Raw genomic sequence first — 16,357 nt, 5'->3', positions numbered from 1 at the left:
GGTTTTTAATTAAAACTAATGACCCCATGAGATTAAAAAATTATATTTTAACAAATATTATATTGCTATTGAGCTTTTCAGCTCTTGCACAATATGGTTCTCAAAAAAAGGCAGATAATCTGTTTAACAAATTTTCGTTTGTTAATGCTGCCCAAGTTTATCATAATCTTATAGAAAAGGACTTTAATGCTGACTATGCAACAAGACAATTAGCAGATAGCTATGCTTTCTTGAGGAATCCAGACAGCGCAGTGGTTTATTATAGAAAAGCAGTAGAACAACCTAATGTTCCTATAGCATATTATTACAATTACGCTCAAGCGTTAAGAGGTATTAAAGACTATAAAGAATCTCGTGTTTGGATGAGACGCTTTAAAAAAGCTGGTGGAGACATCAATGAAGAGAGGTATTTAAAAGACTCTGATTTCATTAATTCTATTTTTAATGCAAAACAGCAATATTTTTTAACCGATGTTAATTTCAATTCAAAATATAGCGATTTTGGAGCTTACGAGCATAATGGTAATATTTACTTTGCGTCTTCCAGAAATACTGGAGTTTCAACTAAGCATATATACGGTTGGAATGAAGAACCTTTTTTAGACATATATGTTACTAACAAAAAGGCTAATGATAGCACTGTTGTTATTGATCACAAATCTAAACTTAAAGGCGATATAAATTCTATTTACCACGAAGGCCCAATTACGATAACAAAAGATGGTAACACCATATATTTCTCTAGAAATAATTTTAATAAAAATATTCTAGGAAAAGATGAAGAAGGCATGACAAACCTTAAAATTTACAAAGCCTCTTTAATTGAAGATGAGTGGACAAACATTCAAGAACTTCCTTTTAATAGTGATGATTTTTCTAATGGGCATCCAGCATTAAATAATGATGGAACGAAGTTGTATTTTGCTTCTAACATGCCTGATGGTTTTGGAGGTACAGATATTTATCATGTAGATATAAATAATGATGGTACTTTTGGCACCCCTCAGAATTTAGGAAATGTGGTTAATACAGATAAAAACGAACGGTTTCCATTTATTAACAATGAAGGTGTTCTTTTCTTTGCTTCCGACGGCCATCCAGGATTAGGTCTTTTAGATATTTTTGGAACTGTTTCAGATAAAAACAATAATATTATCAGTGTTTTAAACCTTGGAGTTCCGGTAAACTCTAGTAAAGATGATTTCTCATTTTTTATGAATGAAGATGGACTGTCTGGCTATTTTGCATCTAATAGAAACGGTGGTGCTGGAGGTGACGATATTTACGCTTATGACAGAATCCCTCAATTAAAAATAGAAGGAATCATTACAGACGTCATTACAAATGAGCCTGTACCTAATGCCATTGTTACACTACTTGATAGTGATAATAAACAAATAGCTCTTTTGAAGACAGATGAAGACGGATACTATGAAATAAACATAGATAGAGATGCGGACTATATTGTAAACATCAAAAAAGATGATTATATAGAAGATACTAGACATGTTACCTCTAAAGGCGTAGAAAATAAAGTTACAAGTATAACTGCAGACTTTAATCTAAATCATATTGTAAAAAAGGTAACTCCAATTACGGAGCTCTACCCTATTTACTTTGACTTCAATAAGTTTGATATTAGAAGAGATGGCACTGTAGAATTAGATAGAATAGTTAACTTAATGATGAACACTTATCCAAGCATGGTAATTAAAATAGAATCGCATACAGATTCCAGAGGTTCATCAGAATACAATAATAGACTATCTATAGATAGAGCAAATGCCACATACAAATATTTAGTAGAAAAAGGTGTAGATCCATCTAGAATTACCGAACACAAAGGTTATGGTAAGCAAAAGTTAGCTAACGAGTGTGATGGCACTGTTAATTGTACAGAAGAACAACATCAAGAAAACAGACGTACACAGTTTATTGTAGTAAAGATGGAATAATTTAAGCAAATTCAATAATAATTAAAAACCATCAAGAGTGTTTTACTTTTCGATGGTTTTTCATACCATAAGACAACATATAGAAAACAAAAACCCTCCCATAAACTGAGAGGGTTTTTTACCTAAAGCTAAATTCAATAACAATTAAGTTATCAATAAATAACCTATTTAATTTTACATCGCATGAATTAACCATGCAAATTTCGCTAAAAATTAGTACATTAAATTAGGTTATGTTTTAATTGCTATTAAAAAGCAATCTTATTTTTTAATAAAGATGTTAGTAAAATACCATCTTCCTTTTTCATTCTTCTCTGCTGAAATATCAAAGTTTGTAAAATCGCCTTCAATAGTTCCTCTATGTCCTTCACTTTTAATCCAAGCTTTAACAACCGTTTCTGCAGAACTATATCCGTAAGCTACATTTTCAGATACTTTTTCTGCGCCAGCGTTCGACTTTAAGTAATTGCTACGTGTAAAAAAGTTATCATGTGATACTTTATTATTATCCACCATATAGTCTGTATGGCTAAATGCCACAGATTTAACTAAGGACATATCTTTTAAAGCATTTAAATCTAATGATACTCTATAATCATTAATAAGTTTAAGTATTTCTATTTCAATGTCTTTTGCTTCTTGCTCGATAAGGCTTAATTCAATAGCATCTGCCTTATCATCAATGCTGTCTGTTGAACAAGAAGAAAGTGTCAACCCAGCAAACAATACCAATAATGGTAGTTTAATTAATGACTTCATAAGTAGGTAATTTAGATTAGGTGATGTAAAATTAGCAGCCTACTCTGAAGTAAATGTTAATTAAATGTTAAAATCGATTAAAAACACGTATTTTATCGTATAATAATGCTTTTGATCGACGAAATACATTTTGTAATAAAAATAATATGATTTTCAGCGATTGTTTAAGGAGATAACCGATCAACTTTCCAACTATAATCTTTTTGTAGTATAAATCTTATTCTATCATGTAATCGATTTGGGCGACCTTGCCAGAACTCAATTTCTACAGGCTTAATAATATATCCACCCCAATTATCAGGTCTTGGTATTTCTTTACCTTCAAACTCATTCTCTAATTCCGAAAGTCTTTTTTCAATAGTATCCCTACTCTCTATAACCTCACTTTGATTTGAAACAATAGCACCCAATTGACTTCCTCTAGGTCTAGACTCAAAGTAGCCATCACTTAAATTCTCAGCAATCTTTTCCGCTTTCCCTTTAATAATAATCTGACGTTCTGCACCATGCCAAAAAAAGGATAAACATACATTTGGGTTTTGAGTTATCGCTTTCCCTTTTTCACTGTTATAATTTGTATAAAAAATAAAGCCTTCATAAGTAAAACGCTTAAGCAGGACAACTCTATTCTTTGGAAAACCATCTAAACCAATTGTAGAAACTGTCATAGCATTAGTTTCATCTTCTACAAAGAATTCATCTACTTCATGAAACCATTTTTGGAATAATTCCATTGGATTTTCTGGAACATCTTTTAAAAGTAATTCGTGCTTCTCGTAAGATTTTCTATAATTGCTTAAATCTTTTTCCATAAATACAAAATAACGAAAAATAATGTTTTCATAAACATTAAAATTTCATGAAACATTGTAATTTAGCATGAACTCTCTCCAAATTAATAACCTTATGAAATTTGAAAACTCTCACTTTAGCAAAACAACAAACTACTATAAATTAGAAATGTCGTTTGGTAATTTTTTTTTATGTGAAAAATTTATAATTTCAGAATTAAATGCTGGTATTCATTTTGATTGGCCTAAGATTGAAGAAGTAGTCACAGATATTTTAAATTTTTATGATAAAAAAGATAAACTGGGCTATATTTCTAATAGAATCAACTCATACTCCGTTGACCCACAAATTTGGGCAAAAGTTGAAAAGTATAATAACAACAATTTTGTAGTAGGTGGTACTATTGTATATTACAATGATATGATGTATATGAATGCGTCTTTAGAGAAAAGGTTTTCAAAAGTTAATCTTCATCCATGCCAATCTTTAGATGAAGCTATAGAATGGATTCTTAGCTTGGAAGCGCTAAAATAATTTTCACTCCTAAAATTTCAGGGCTTAGCATATAAAATATTCTTGCTTATAATAGCAAGAATTATATCAAAATTAGCCATAACTATTTATGACTCTGGTAATAGAAAAAGAATAACAAAATTTTATGTTTTCGTAGGCATAAAATTTCATCAAACGTTGTAAATTCGCACCATCATAAATAGCCCCTTATGAAATTTGAAAATTCAACCTACTGTAATAGCATAAGCTATTATAAACAAGAAATGCCGTTTGGTAACTTCTATTTTTGTGAAAAATTTATAATCGCAGAATTGCATGCTGGAGTCCATTTTGATTGGTCTAAACTTGAACTTGTCATTAAAGAAATTATAGAGTTTTATGGCAACGATGTTAAATTAGACTTTATATCAAACAGAATTAATTCATATTCAATTGATCCACATAATTGGATTAAAATTGAAACTTATAACATTATAGAAAAGCGTGCTATTGTATATTATAGCAAAATAATGTACATGAATGCGTCTTTAGAAAAAAGGTTTTCAAAAGTTAAAATCCACCCTTGTTTATCTTTGGATGAAGCTATAGAATGGGTGCAACACTTGAAAAAATTAAATCTTAAAAATTAAAAGTTTTTCCGTCTTCACATAATTCAACGTTATCAAAAACTTCTTGAGCTTCTTCTTTAAAAGCATCTAAGCCATCATAACGCGTTGAATAGTGTCCTAGTAATAATGTACCTGCATTAGCTAATTTTGCTATTGTAGCAGCTTCTTTTGCTGTAGAGTGCTTTGTTTTTGGGCCTAAATGAGCGTGTTTTTCTAAAAAAGTAGATTCATGATATAGCACATCGACATTTTTTATAATAGGTACTATATCTTCTTTGTACATAGTATCACTGCAAAACGCATAGCTTTTAGGCTTTATACCGGCTTTTGTAACAGATTTATTCTTTATTGTTTCTCCATCTTCGTTTACAACATCAAAGCCTTGGGTTAGCTTTCTGTAATAAGCAACATTGATATTTGCAGCTTTAACCTCGTCAATTTTTAACTTGCGATCTCCTTCCTTTTCTTGAAATAAAAACCCATTAGTATAAACCCTATGGCTTAATGGAACTGTATGAACCAGAACCTTTTCATCTTCAAAAATCAATTCTGACTTATTAGAAGTTAACTCATGAAATATAAGATTATAATTAGTCCAGGAGTCTGCCAATTTCATTTGAAGAATAACGACTTCTTTAATTCCCTTTGGACCATAAATATGTAAATCTGCTTCCCTGGTTAGCAGTCTAAAAGTTGATATCAAACCGACTAGACCAAAAAAATGATCGCCATGTAAATGCGATATAAATATGTGTTTAATACGATTGAATTTTATTTTATGCTTACGAAGTTGCACTTGCGTACCTTCTCCACAATCTATTAAAAACATATGGTTGTTAATCTCCAATACTTGTGATGTCGTATTGTTTAGTGTTCTTGGTGTTGCACTATAACAACCTAAAATCGTGAGCTGCATATTACAAAAGAGGTTTGTAATTTAATGAATCTGATGGAGTAAATTTACTTTTAAAACTAAAAGCATAAGGTGTATCACCGTGTTTATTTAAATAATCTAACCTATTTTTAGCATCTTGAAACGTGGGTTCGTAACCTTTAGGGATGTACCAAAATGCCATATGTATCATTTTCATTTTACTAAACCATTCTTTTTTTCGCTTAAATACTTCTATATGACCTGATTTATAAGTATAATTAAATAATGTTTCTAGATTTTCCCATACAGATATATTAATAAGTAATTCATTGTCTTGAAAAACTTGAGTTCCTAAATCCTTGTCTTCGTCTTTTAAACGCCATACAAAACCTTCGCTTTCATCGGCTAAAGCATTAATTCTATCCAAATTATTTACAAAATCTTGCATGATAGGATCGTCCATTGGGGCTAATCTTTTTGCAATGTTTACTTGTGCAAGATGTAATTCACTCATATTAAAATCCTAGGTCACGTTCCATTTCTTCCATTTCAATAATATCATAAGCCTCTTGAATAGTTGGCACTACAATAATTTCGTCTGGAATATTATCTAAATTAATATTATTTGAAACAATTACAAAAGACTGTTTAGATGCTCGATGTATATTTGATACTTCAAGAAACTCAACTATATCTTGCAAACCCAATTTATTTAAAGCTGTTAAAACCACAATAATGTTGTTGTTTTTAAATTTTGGGTATAAAGCCTGTAATTTCTTAACCAATTCTATAATCGTGGCTTTTTCTTGTGTGATTATAGAAGTGTTTCCGTTTTGGTCTAAAATCATAATCTACTGTTTTATTTTGGACGCTAATAAATATATAGTTGCCATTCTTATAGCTACACCATTTTGAACTTGGTCTAGGATAATGGATTGTTTCGAATCGGCAACATCGCTAGTAATTTCCACACCCCTATTGATAGGGCCTGGATGCATGATCGTAATTTCCTTATCTAATGAATCTAATAATTCTTTATTGATTCCAAACTGTTGTGTATACTCTCTGGTTGATGGAAAATAACTAATATCCATACGCTCATTCTGCACACGTAACATATTAGCTACATCACACCAATTTAATGCTTTACGTAAGTTTGTTTCAACTTTTACTCCAAGATCTCCAATGTACTTTGGCAACAATGTTTTTGGTCCACAAACCATCACTTGTGCGCCTTGAAGTTGTAGTGCAAAAATATTTGAAAGTGCTACACGACTATGAAGAATATCTCCTACTATAACGACTTTCTTTCCATTAACATCGCCTAGTTTTTCTCTTATTGAATATGAATCTAAAAGTGCTTGCGTTGGATGCTCATGAGCCCCATCACCTGCATTAATAATACTGGCATTGATATGTTTTGATAAAAAGACACCTGCTCCTGGATTTGGATGCCTCATAACAACCATATCCACTTTCATAGATAAGATGTTGTTAACAGTATCAATTAACGTCTCCCCTTTCTTTACTGAAGATTGTGCTGATGAAAAATTGATAACATCTGCAGATAATCTTTTTTCAGCTAATTCAAATGATAATTTTGTTCTTGTTGAATTTTCAAAGAAAAGGTTTGCAATGGTAATATCTCTAAGCGAAGGTACTTTTTTAATAGGTCTATTAATCACTTCTTTAAAATGATCGGCAGTTTCAAAAATAAGTTGGATATCTTGTTCTTTAAGATATTTTATTCCTAATAAGTGATTGACACTTAATTCACTCATGCTTTTTATTATTCAGTTAGCTGTTGTTTTTAATGGCTTTTATTCCAGAAAAACGATTACTTTTCAATTAAATAAACGGAATCTTCATTATCATGTTCTTCCCAATTTACTTTTACTTTTTCATTATTTATAACATCCACTTGTCTCCCCCTATAATCTGGTTGTATGGGCAAATGTCTACTAAAACGCCTATCAATTAGCGTTAATAATTCTATTTCATTTGGTCTTCCAAAAGATTGAATAGCTGTTAAAGCAGCTCTAATACTACGTCCCGTATATAAAACATCATCTATAAAGACAATGTTCTTGTCCTCAACTAAAAAATTAAGTTTTGTCGTATTTGCTTCAAGCGTTTTGTCTCCTCTACGGAAATCATCTCTATAGAATGTAATATCCAGATGTCCTAATTGAATGTTTTTAACCTTGTAATGATCTTCTAAAACCTTCGCTAACCTATCTGCTAAAAAGACACCTCTAGGCTGTAAACCAATTAAAACGGTATTAGAAAAATCGGTATGTTTTTCAATAAGTTGACAAGCCAATCGGTGAAGAATGATGTTTACCTCTTTTGCGTTAAGTAAAACTTTTTGACTCATATATTCTATCCAAACGTGTTTGGAGCACAAAGATAATGCAAAATTTTAGAAGTAGAAACATAAAAGTTAACACTTCACTTAGGCAATCAATTAAAAACAAAAAAGCCTTCAGTTTCCTGAAGGCTTTAATTTTATAAATAGATTTCCGTTTTTACGGAAATGAAAAAGTTTTTTAATTACGCTTTTCCGTCCATTTTATCTTTAAGAGCTTGTAAAGCATCATTAGCATCACCTAAAGTTGGTTTTGCTTCTGCTGCTGCACTAGCTGCTTTCTTAACTGCTGCTTTAACGTTAGCAACCTCTTCAGCCTTGAATACAGCTGTGTGAGACGCTACAACACGTTTAAACTCTTTATTAAATTCAATGATTTTGAATTCTGCAGCTTCACCTTTCTTAAGTTTGCTTCCGTCTTCTTTTTCAAGATGACGAGAAGGTACAAAAGCAACGATATCTTCGTTAAATTCAATAGTAGCTCCTTTATCAACTATTTCAGCAATAGCAGCATTATGAACAGTTTCTAAAGCGAATTCTGTTTCATATTTATCCCAAGGATTATCAGTTGTTTGTTTGTGACCTAAACTTAGTTTACGTCCTTCAACATCTAACTCTAATACAATAACTTCTAACTTATCTCCTACGGCACAGAACTCAGATGGGTGCTTGATTTTCTTAGTCCAAGATAAATCCGAGATATAAATCAATCCGTCAATACCTTCTTCTAATTCAACAAATACACCAAAGTTTGTAAAGTTACGTACAACACCTGTATGCTTAGATGCTAATGGGTATTTACCTGTAATATCTGTCCATGGATCTGGAGTTAATTGCTTAATACCAAGAGACATTTTACGATCTTCTCTATCAAGAGTTAAGATAACAGCTTCAACCTCATCTCCTACAGAAACGAAATCTTGAGCTGAGCGTAAATGTGTAGACCATGACATTTCAGATACGTGAATTAATCCTTCAACGCCATCAGCTACTTCAATAAACGCACCGTAATCAGCAATAACAACTACTTTACCTTTTACTTTATCACCAACTTTCACCTCTTCTGCAAGAGCTTCCCATGGGTGTTTGCTTAATTGTTTTAATCCTAATTGGATTCTTGATTTGTTTTCATCAAAATCAAGGATTACAACATTAAGTTTTTGATCTAATTCTACAATTTCATTTGGATGGTTAATTCTAGACCAAGATAAATCTGTGATATGAACTAAACCATCAACACCACCAAGATCAATAAATACACCGTAAGAAGTAATGTTTTTAACAACACCTTCTAATACTTGTCCTTTTTCTAATTGACCAATGATTTCTTTTTTCTGTATTTCAATATCAGCTTCAATAAGTGCTTTATGAGATACTACTACGTTTTTGAATTCGTGGTTGATTTTAACAACTTTAAATTCCATAGTTTTATTTACATACTGATCGTAATCTCTAATTGGTTTAACATCAATTTGAGAACCTGGTAAGAATGCTTCAATTCCAAAAACATCTACAATCATACCACCTTTAGTTCTGCATTTAACAAAACCATTAACGATTTCACCTGTATCATGAGCCGCATTAACGCGATCCCAAGCTTTAATAACACGTGCTTTTCTGTGAGATAATACTAATTGTCCTGTTGCATCTTCACGAACATCAATTAATACTTCTACTTTATCACCAACTGCTAAGTTAGGATTGTAACGGAATTCGTTTAAAGAAATAACACCTTCAGATTTTGCATTGATATCAATAATTGCATCTCTATCAGAAATGTGGACTACAGTACCTTCAACAACCTCATCATTAAGCGTATCAACGAAATTTTCTGCTACTAATTTTTCAAATTCTTTAAGTTGTTTATCATCAACTTCATCAATACCTTCTTGGTAATTGTGCCAATTGAACTCTTTTAAGAATTTTTCTGGATTTGCCTGAGCTTCAGAGACCACTGGAGCTTCTTTTGTTGGAGCTTCTGTTGCTTCAACTTCAGCTTGTTTTGCTTTTTCAGCCATGTGCTGATTAAATTTGTATTCTGTATGCTTCGGAAGATTTATGCAATGAACACACAGAAGTGTTATTTTAAGTTATAAGTCAATCCCTTTTATCTCTCCGATGATTTGCTAAAAGGAGTGCAAAAATACATTTTTTCAGTAAACCTGCCTAATTTTTGATACATAAACTTTTATGTGACTTTTATGTTTTTTTGTGTCAAAATACATAGAGAACTCATCTTGACTTTTTCTATTTCCTAAAAAATGGCTCATCTGAACAAATTTCATCTCATTTTCGGTTAAAAACAAAAAGTCAAGATGAGTTCAGAATAAAAACTTAATCTTTAAATAAATAAATTTTACAATAAGAAATTTATTATATTGTAAACAGAATAAATTATTAAAATTAACACTTATGACTATGAGAGCAAAATACCAATCAGTATTAGATTTGGGAGAATCTTTAAACATTCAAAACGGTGATGTAAAAGAGGAAAATGGCATTTTAAAGGTTTGGGGAACGGCCAATACTCCTTATGAAAAAAACCTTATATGGGATAAAATAAAAGAAATTGGAGGCGAAAACCCAACAGACATTAAAGCAGACATTAAAGTTGCCGATGAAAGTGTTTTTCACAGGCACACGGTTAAAAGTGGAGAAACTTTAGGAAAAATAGCTATACAATATTATGGAAACGCATCAAAATACCAAGATATTTTTAAAGCAAATTCTGATATTTTAAAAAACCCGGATTTAATACATCCTGATCAAGAATTGATTATTCCTAATCTATAATATTTATATGTTCTAGTATTTAGAACATTTAAAATCCCTAAATAAAAGAGGCTGTCTTTTTAGACTGCCTCTTTTGTCTTACTAGAAGCATGCTATTTACGACATTTTAGTTTTCGTATTAATTTTAGCCCTTCTACAATACTTGTTGATAAAGCTTATATTTAAACTAACGCCAGTTTCTATGCTAAACTAGCAAAATCATTGTTATACAATTGAAAAGTTTTAGAAAGTATACTGAAATAATGTTTATAAAAACACAGCTAGAAGTTCTATTAATTTAAAGATCAAAATAGAGATAAAAAAATACAAGTTTCTATTCTAAACTTTCAAGTGTCATATTAACTAAACTTAAGATTTTATCGAACTGTTCAGTTGGTGTCATATTTGAATTATCTATTTCAATAGCATCTTTGGCTTTAACCAATGGAGAATCTTCCCTATTAGAATCTAAATAATCGCGTTCTTGAACATTTTTTAAGACGTCTTCATATTTAATATCATCTCCTCTATTGGTAAGTTCATCATAACGCCTTTTAGCTCGTGTTTCAGCAGAAGCTATCATAAATAGTTTAAGGTCAGCTTTAGGAAAAACTACGGTTCCAATATCTCGTCCGTCCATAACGACGCCTTTACTCTTACCCATTTCCTGTTGTTGATCTACTAACTTTTGTCTAACTTCAGAAATAGCGGCCACTTTACTAACAAAACCAGAAACTTCTAATGTCCTTATTTTTTTCTCAACATTAACACCATTTAAATACACCTCTGCATAACCAGCAACCTCACTAAATTTAAAACTTATTTCAATGTTTGGTAATTGAGAAACAAGACCTTTTACGTTAAACCTATTATCATTAATAAGCGCATTTTCCATTGCATAAAATGTAACAGCTCGATACATAGCACCTGTATCAACATATACATAACCTAAATGCTTTGCAAGCTGCTTAGCCACAGTACTCTTACCTGTTGAGGAAAACCCATCTATAGCTATTGTAATTTTATTCATTTTTTATATTTGAAGTACCAAAAATACTTAAAGCGCTTTAAGCAAGAAAACTAATTCTTATAATTTATATTTAATACGGCCTTGAGCACTTATTTTTTTCTTGTTAGGGGAAAGCAAATACTAAATATACTGATGATTACTGAAACTGAACACTGAATACTGAGACTAAACAAGCATCAACGTAAATCTATTTGCAATCCAAAAAAGTTTGAATTAGCGGCACTGGTATATCTGGCATGCGTATAACTAAAACGCATTTTATTCATTTTAATAGAAATCCCAGCAGATATTCCTGAAAAATTACGCTGATCTACAATGCGCAACTCTTCACCTCTTCGAAAGTTATAACCAAGTCTGATATTAAAACCACCTTCTGGAAATAGTTCTGCTCCAATAATAGTATGTCTTATTACTTGTCCTAAAAATCCAATTTTCTCATTTGATTGTTCTCCTCCTAAATCACTAACCGATCGAGCTGGATTTGGTCTAGTTATTGGCCATTGTTGTAAGTTCTCTAAAGTAATATGCCAACGGATAGGAACATTTTCTAACCGTTGGGTCATTCCAAAAGCAACTTCAAATGGTAATCGTTCATTAAGTCCTGCATAGGTAGTAATTTGAGTTCCTGCATTTCTCACAACTAAAGCAGCATTAAAATCCAAGTCTTCATTTATATATATCAAACCTAAATCTGCTGCCACACCAAAAGAATTATATTGTTCTAATTTTGAAGTAATAAGTTTGAGATTAGCCCCAAAATAAAAATCGGAATAACCTATTTGAAGTGCATATCCCAAAGAAAGCGCTGCTTCATTACCTGAAAATGTCCCTGTACTAACACCATTCTCGTCATAACCATCAAACGAACCATAATTAATATAGGTAATACCTGCATGAAGTGTTCGGGTACGCCTATCTACAGTATATGCATAAGAAGCTGTACCATACCCAATACCACCCAAATAACTTGTGTAATTTACTGCCAATTGATTATCCATGTCAACATTAATAGTTGCTGGATTAAAAAGTCCTTGGGTGACATCGTAATCAACATTGGTTAGTATCTTACCTCCTAATGCTGCTTGCCTTGGTGACGATATCAAATTAAGAAATTGATACGTCGTTTCACCCCCTACCTGAGCAATAATAAGAGAACTACAAGACAAACAAAAAAAAGTGATAATTTTCTTTAGCATATTTACGGCACAAAGTAAGTAAATCTATCTTAAAACGATGGTAGGTATCTTTTATTTTAAACCATAAAAAAAACCTCGAAATAAATCGAGGCCTTTTCTTGTGCCGTTTTAAAGCTTTTTAGCATGCTTTACTTTTTGGGTTGTCAGTGCTATTTTAATAACATCACTCATATCTGTTACATAATGAAATGTTAACCCTTTTAAATAATCTGCTTTTATTTCTTCTATATCGCGTCTATTCTCTTCACACAATAAAATCTCTTTTATACGTGCACGCTTGGCAGCTAGTATCTTTTCTTTAATGCCTCCAACTGGAAGCACTTTTCCACGGAGTGTAATCTCTCCAGTCATAGCTAAACTTTTCTTTACCTTTTTTTGTGTAAATAAAGACACTAATGATGTTAGCATAGTAACTCCAGCACTTGGCCCATCTTTTGGTGTTGCGCCTTCTGGTACATGAATATGTACATTATACTTGTCGAAGATAGTCGCATCTATTCCAAAATGGTCTGCATTAGATTTAATATACTCCATAGCGATGGTAGCAGATTCTTTCATTACTTTACCTAGGTTTCCGGTAATAGTAAGTGCGCCTTTTCCTTTTGATAAAATAGATTCAATAAATAGAATATCGCCACCAACACGAGTCCAGGCCAATCCCGTAACAACTCCAGCCACATTATTATTTTCATATTTATCACGTTCTAATTTAGCGCCCCCTAAGACCTCAACAACATCTTCGTTAGACACTTTAATATTATAATCTTCTTCCATTGCAATATTTTTGGCTGCATAGCGTACCATTTTTGCAATTTGTTTTTCTAAACCACGAACACCAGATTCACGTGTATAGCCCTCTACAATCTTCTCTAACTGTGCTTTACCAATCTTTAAATGATCAGTATTTAAACCATGTTCTTTTAATTGCTTTGGTAATAAATGACGCTTTGCTATTTCAACTTTTTCTTCGATAGTATAACCAGTTACATTAATAATCTCCATACGGTCACGTAATGCTGGCTGAATGGTAGATAAGCTATTTGATGTTGCTATAAACATAACCTTAGAAAGGTCGTATCCCATTTCTAAGAAATTATCATAGAACTCACTATTTTGCTCAGGGTCTAAAACCTCTAACATAGCAGATGATGGGTCTCCTTGATGTGAATTAGATAGTTTATCTATTTCATCTAAAACAAAAACGGGGTTAGACGTTCCTGCTTTCTTTAAGCTTTGAATAATTCGCCCGGGCATAGCTCCTATATAGGTTTTACGATGCCCTCTAATTTCGGCTTCATCACGTAACCCTCCTAACGAAATACGTACATATTCCCTACCTAAGGCTTCTGCTATAGACTTCCCTAATGATGTTTTACCTACTCCCGGTGGCCCGTATAGACATAAAATAGGTGATTTCATATCATTACGTAGTTTTAATACCGCTAGATATTCTATGATTCTTCTTTTTACGTCTTCTAATCCAAAATGATCTCTATCTAAAACCTTTTTAGCATGTTTTAAATCGAATTTATCCGTACTAAACTCATTCCAAGGCAAATCTAAAAATAGCTCTAAATAATTACGTTGAATAGAGTATTCTGCAACTTGCGGATTCATACGTTGCATCTTAGCTATTTCTTTATCAAAATGTTTTGCTACTTGCTCATCCCATTGCTTCTCACTAGCACGTAACTTCATTTCTTCAAGCTCTTCATCATGACTAACACCTCCCAATTCTTCTTGAATGGTTTTCATTTGTTGATGCAAGAAATATTCTCTTTGTTGCTGACTCATGTCCATTTGAACTTTAGACTGAATATCATTCTTAAGCTCTAATTTTTGAAACTCAACATTCATAAACTTAAGTGTAGCCAAAGCACGCTTTTTAAGATCATCCATCTCTAAAAGCGCCTGCTTTTCAGCTACCGAAAGATTCATATTAGAAGACACAAAGTTTATTAAAAATGAATTGCTTTCTATATTCTTTATAGCGAAAGAAGCTTCACTAGGAATATTTGGACTTTCTTTAATAATCTCTAGTGCCAAATCCTTTATGGAATCTATAATTGCTGAAAACTCTTTGTTGTTAACCGCAGGCTTTGCTTCTGCCAAGTCTCTAATAGTCGCATTCATGTATGGTTCTTCAGTAAGAACCTCTGCCACTTTAAAACGTTTTTTTCCTTGAATGATAACCGTTACGTTACCATCTGGCATTTTTAAAACACGTAAAATTCTTGCAACAGTACCTGTTTCATTAATATCTTTTGCAGTTGGGTTTTCTACAGATTCATCTTTTTGAGACACTACACCAATAACTTTTCCGCCTTTATTTGCATCATTTATTAGTTTAATAGATTTATCTCTACCTGCAGTAATAGGAATCACTACTCCAGGAAACAATACCGTATTTCGTAATGATAATATAGGGAGGGTTTCTGGTAATTCCTCATTATTGATGGCTTCTTCATCTTCTGGTGTCATTAGTGGAATTAATTCTGAGTTTTCATCAAATTCCTGTAATGACAAACTGTCAAGGGCTATAAAATTAGATTTCTTCATATATATATTTAGGTCAATCTGTCATTAAAACAGAATTGATCATTTATTATAATTGTTTTATAAAAAACTAAACCAATGAATATCAGCTACTTAAATCATGAATAACGATATACATTACTACTATAAATTCAATAGCTATGCCACAGTATAAAATGCTTTTAATTATTTTTAATTTCTAAAGAAAGTTTAAAAGAAATACTTTTTCAAAAACACAAGGATGATTTTGCAATCTGAAAACTGAGTTAATATCTAACAGTTTACACCTTCCCCATTTTCTTCAAAACAAATAATAAGACTATTGGTATTGCCAATAAACCTATCATTAGCAAATTGGTTTCAAACAATCTAGGCGATAGCACCAAAGTAATAACGTACCCCCCTATAGCACCGCCAAAATGCGCATCATGTCCTATATTACCTATTCTGTTTTTCATTCCATAAATAGAATACAACAAATACCCTATTCCGAAAACATAAGCTGGTATGGGAATTGGGATAAAAAACACATACAAGTCCATTTCTGGTCGTAATAAAATAGCGGCGTATAAAATTCCAGTAACAGCACCACTAGCACCAACAGCACTATAATGGTATTCATTTTTATGGAAATATAAAGAAAGTAAACTTCCTATAACCAAGCTCCCTAAATAAATTAACACAAAATATAGTGGATTTAAAAGTGTAATAACAACACCTGCAAAAAAGTACAGCGTAATCATATTAAACAATAAATGCTGCATATCTACATGCAAAAATCCTGAACTAAACATTCTAATTTGCTCGCCTCTTCGTACACTACCTACATGAAATTTATACTTATCAAAAAAACTATAATCGCCAAAACCTTTATAGGATATGATTACATTTGCCGCTATTATAATTATGGTAACCAAGTCTAATTTGCCCATTTAGAATAATCGTTTAAAATCTA

General features: G+C 31.9%; 16 protein-coding genes. 4 read left to right on the top strand and 12 right to left on the bottom strand.

Annotated elements, in window-relative coordinates; translation table 11 throughout:
• The first annotated feature begins 26 nt into the window (after nucleotides 1-26).
• On the top strand, nucleotides 27-1,955 hold the full coding sequence (locus Q4Q39_RS09760; protein WP_303282248.1) for an OmpA family protein: 1,929 nt from the start codon (nucleotides 27-29) through the stop codon (nucleotides 1,953-1,955).
• 261 nt (nucleotides 1,956-2,216) lie between these two features.
• Here the strand turns inward: Q4Q39_RS09760 and Q4Q39_RS09755 are convergent, their stop codons facing one another.
• On the bottom strand, nucleotides 2,217-2,714 hold the full coding sequence (locus tag Q4Q39_RS09755) for a CAP domain-containing protein (protein ID WP_303282247.1): 498 nt from the start codon (nucleotides 2,712-2,714) through the stop codon (nucleotides 2,217-2,219).
• A 164-nt stretch (nucleotides 2,715-2,878) separates the two neighbouring features.
• Nucleotides 2,879-3,526, bottom strand: a complete 648-nt coding sequence (gene pdxH, locus Q4Q39_RS09750) for a pyridoxamine 5'-phosphate oxidase (protein ID WP_303282246.1) — start codon at nucleotides 3,524-3,526, stop codon at nucleotides 2,879-2,881.
• A gap of 94 nt (nucleotides 3,527-3,620) precedes the next feature.
• Between pdxH and Q4Q39_RS09745 the strand changes: the two genes are divergently transcribed.
• Together Q4Q39_RS09745 and Q4Q39_RS09740 are read left to right on the top strand one after the other, a co-directional pair.
• Nucleotides 3,621-4,040 carry a hypothetical protein gene (locus Q4Q39_RS09745; RefSeq protein WP_303282245.1) on the top strand — a complete coding sequence of 140 codons (420 nt, stop codon included), beginning with the start codon at nucleotides 3,621-3,623 and terminating at the stop codon, nucleotides 4,038-4,040.
• Between the two features lie 188 nt (nucleotides 4,041-4,228).
• Complete coding sequence (locus Q4Q39_RS09740; RefSeq protein ID WP_303282244.1) at nucleotides 4,229-4,648, top strand: hypothetical protein; 420 nt, start codon at nucleotides 4,229-4,231, stop codon at nucleotides 4,646-4,648.
• On the opposite strand, the gene Q4Q39_RS09735 is transcribed toward Q4Q39_RS09740, so the two are convergent.
• The 6 genes from Q4Q39_RS09735 to rpsA form a co-directional block, all read right to left on the bottom strand.
• On the bottom strand, nucleotides 4,638-5,543 hold the full coding sequence (locus Q4Q39_RS09735; RefSeq protein WP_303282243.1) for a ribonuclease Z: 906 nt from the start codon (nucleotides 5,541-5,543) through the stop codon (nucleotides 4,638-4,640). The genes Q4Q39_RS09740 and Q4Q39_RS09735 overlap by 11 nt on opposite strands.
• A gap of 1 nt (nucleotide 5,544) precedes the next feature.
• Nucleotides 5,545-6,015 (bottom strand): DUF3291 domain-containing protein, encoded by a 471-nt coding sequence (locus Q4Q39_RS09730; RefSeq protein WP_303282242.1) that lies wholly within the window; start codon nucleotides 6,013-6,015, stop codon nucleotides 5,545-5,547.
• A gap of 1 nt (nucleotide 6,016) precedes the next feature.
• Complete coding sequence (locus Q4Q39_RS09725; RefSeq protein WP_303282241.1) at nucleotides 6,017-6,349, bottom strand: ribonuclease Z; 333 nt, start codon at nucleotides 6,347-6,349, stop codon at nucleotides 6,017-6,019.
• Nucleotides 6,350-6,352: 3 nt separating this feature from the next.
• Nucleotides 6,353-7,282, bottom strand: coding sequence for an aspartate carbamoyltransferase catalytic subunit (locus Q4Q39_RS09720; protein WP_303282240.1), 930 nt, complete (start codon nucleotides 7,280-7,282; stop codon nucleotides 6,353-6,355).
• A gap of 56 nt (nucleotides 7,283-7,338) precedes the next feature.
• On the bottom strand, nucleotides 7,339-7,878 hold the full coding sequence (pyrR, locus tag Q4Q39_RS09715; RefSeq protein WP_303282239.1) for a bifunctional pyr operon transcriptional regulator/uracil phosphoribosyltransferase PyrR: 540 nt from the start codon (nucleotides 7,876-7,878) through the stop codon (nucleotides 7,339-7,341).
• A 176-nt stretch (nucleotides 7,879-8,054) separates the two neighbouring features.
• Nucleotides 8,055-9,887 (bottom strand): 30S ribosomal protein S1, encoded by a 1,833-nt coding sequence (gene rpsA / locus Q4Q39_RS09710; protein ID WP_303282238.1) that lies wholly within the window; start codon nucleotides 9,885-9,887, stop codon nucleotides 8,055-8,057.
• 394 nt (nucleotides 9,888-10,281) lie between these two features.
• Here rpsA and Q4Q39_RS09705 point away from each other — a divergent pair, with 394 nt between their 5' ends.
• Nucleotides 10,282-10,662, top strand: coding sequence for a LysM peptidoglycan-binding domain-containing protein (locus Q4Q39_RS09705; protein WP_303282237.1), 381 nt, complete (start codon nucleotides 10,282-10,284; stop codon nucleotides 10,660-10,662).
• A 313-nt stretch (nucleotides 10,663-10,975) separates the two neighbouring features.
• On the opposite strand, the gene cmk is transcribed toward Q4Q39_RS09705, so the two are convergent.
• The 4 genes from cmk to Q4Q39_RS09685 all read right to left on the bottom strand — a co-directional run bounded on the left by cmk (nucleotide 10,976) and on the right by Q4Q39_RS09685 (nucleotide 16,334).
• Nucleotides 10,976-11,671: a (d)CMP kinase gene (cmk, locus tag Q4Q39_RS09700; RefSeq protein WP_303282236.1), complete on the bottom strand. Its 696-nt coding sequence runs from the start codon at nucleotides 11,669-11,671 to the stop codon at nucleotides 10,976-10,978.
• 176 nt (nucleotides 11,672-11,847) lie between these two features.
• Nucleotides 11,848-12,867 (bottom strand): type IX secretion system protein PorQ, encoded by a 1,020-nt coding sequence (porQ, locus tag Q4Q39_RS09695; RefSeq protein WP_303282235.1) that lies wholly within the window; start codon nucleotides 12,865-12,867, stop codon nucleotides 11,848-11,850.
• A 108-nt stretch (nucleotides 12,868-12,975) separates the two neighbouring features.
• Nucleotides 12,976-15,426, bottom strand: coding sequence for an endopeptidase La (lon, locus tag Q4Q39_RS09690; protein WP_303282234.1), 2,451 nt, complete (start codon nucleotides 15,424-15,426; stop codon nucleotides 12,976-12,978).
• Nucleotides 15,427-15,683: 257 nt separating this feature from the next.
• The gene (locus Q4Q39_RS09685) at nucleotides 15,684-16,334 is read right to left on the bottom strand and encodes a rhomboid family intramembrane serine protease (RefSeq protein ID WP_303282233.1); all 651 of its coding nucleotides are present in this window, start codon (nucleotides 16,332-16,334) and stop codon (nucleotides 15,684-15,686) included.
• Nucleotides 16,335-16,357: the final 23 nt, after the last annotated feature.

The organism is Flavivirga amylovorans, from assembly GCF_030540875.1.
GTDB classification, from domain to species: domain Bacteria; phylum Bacteroidota; class Bacteroidia; order Flavobacteriales; family Flavobacteriaceae; genus Flavivirga; species Flavivirga amylovorans.
This window is presented reverse-complemented; position numbering and strand designations above follow the sequence as displayed.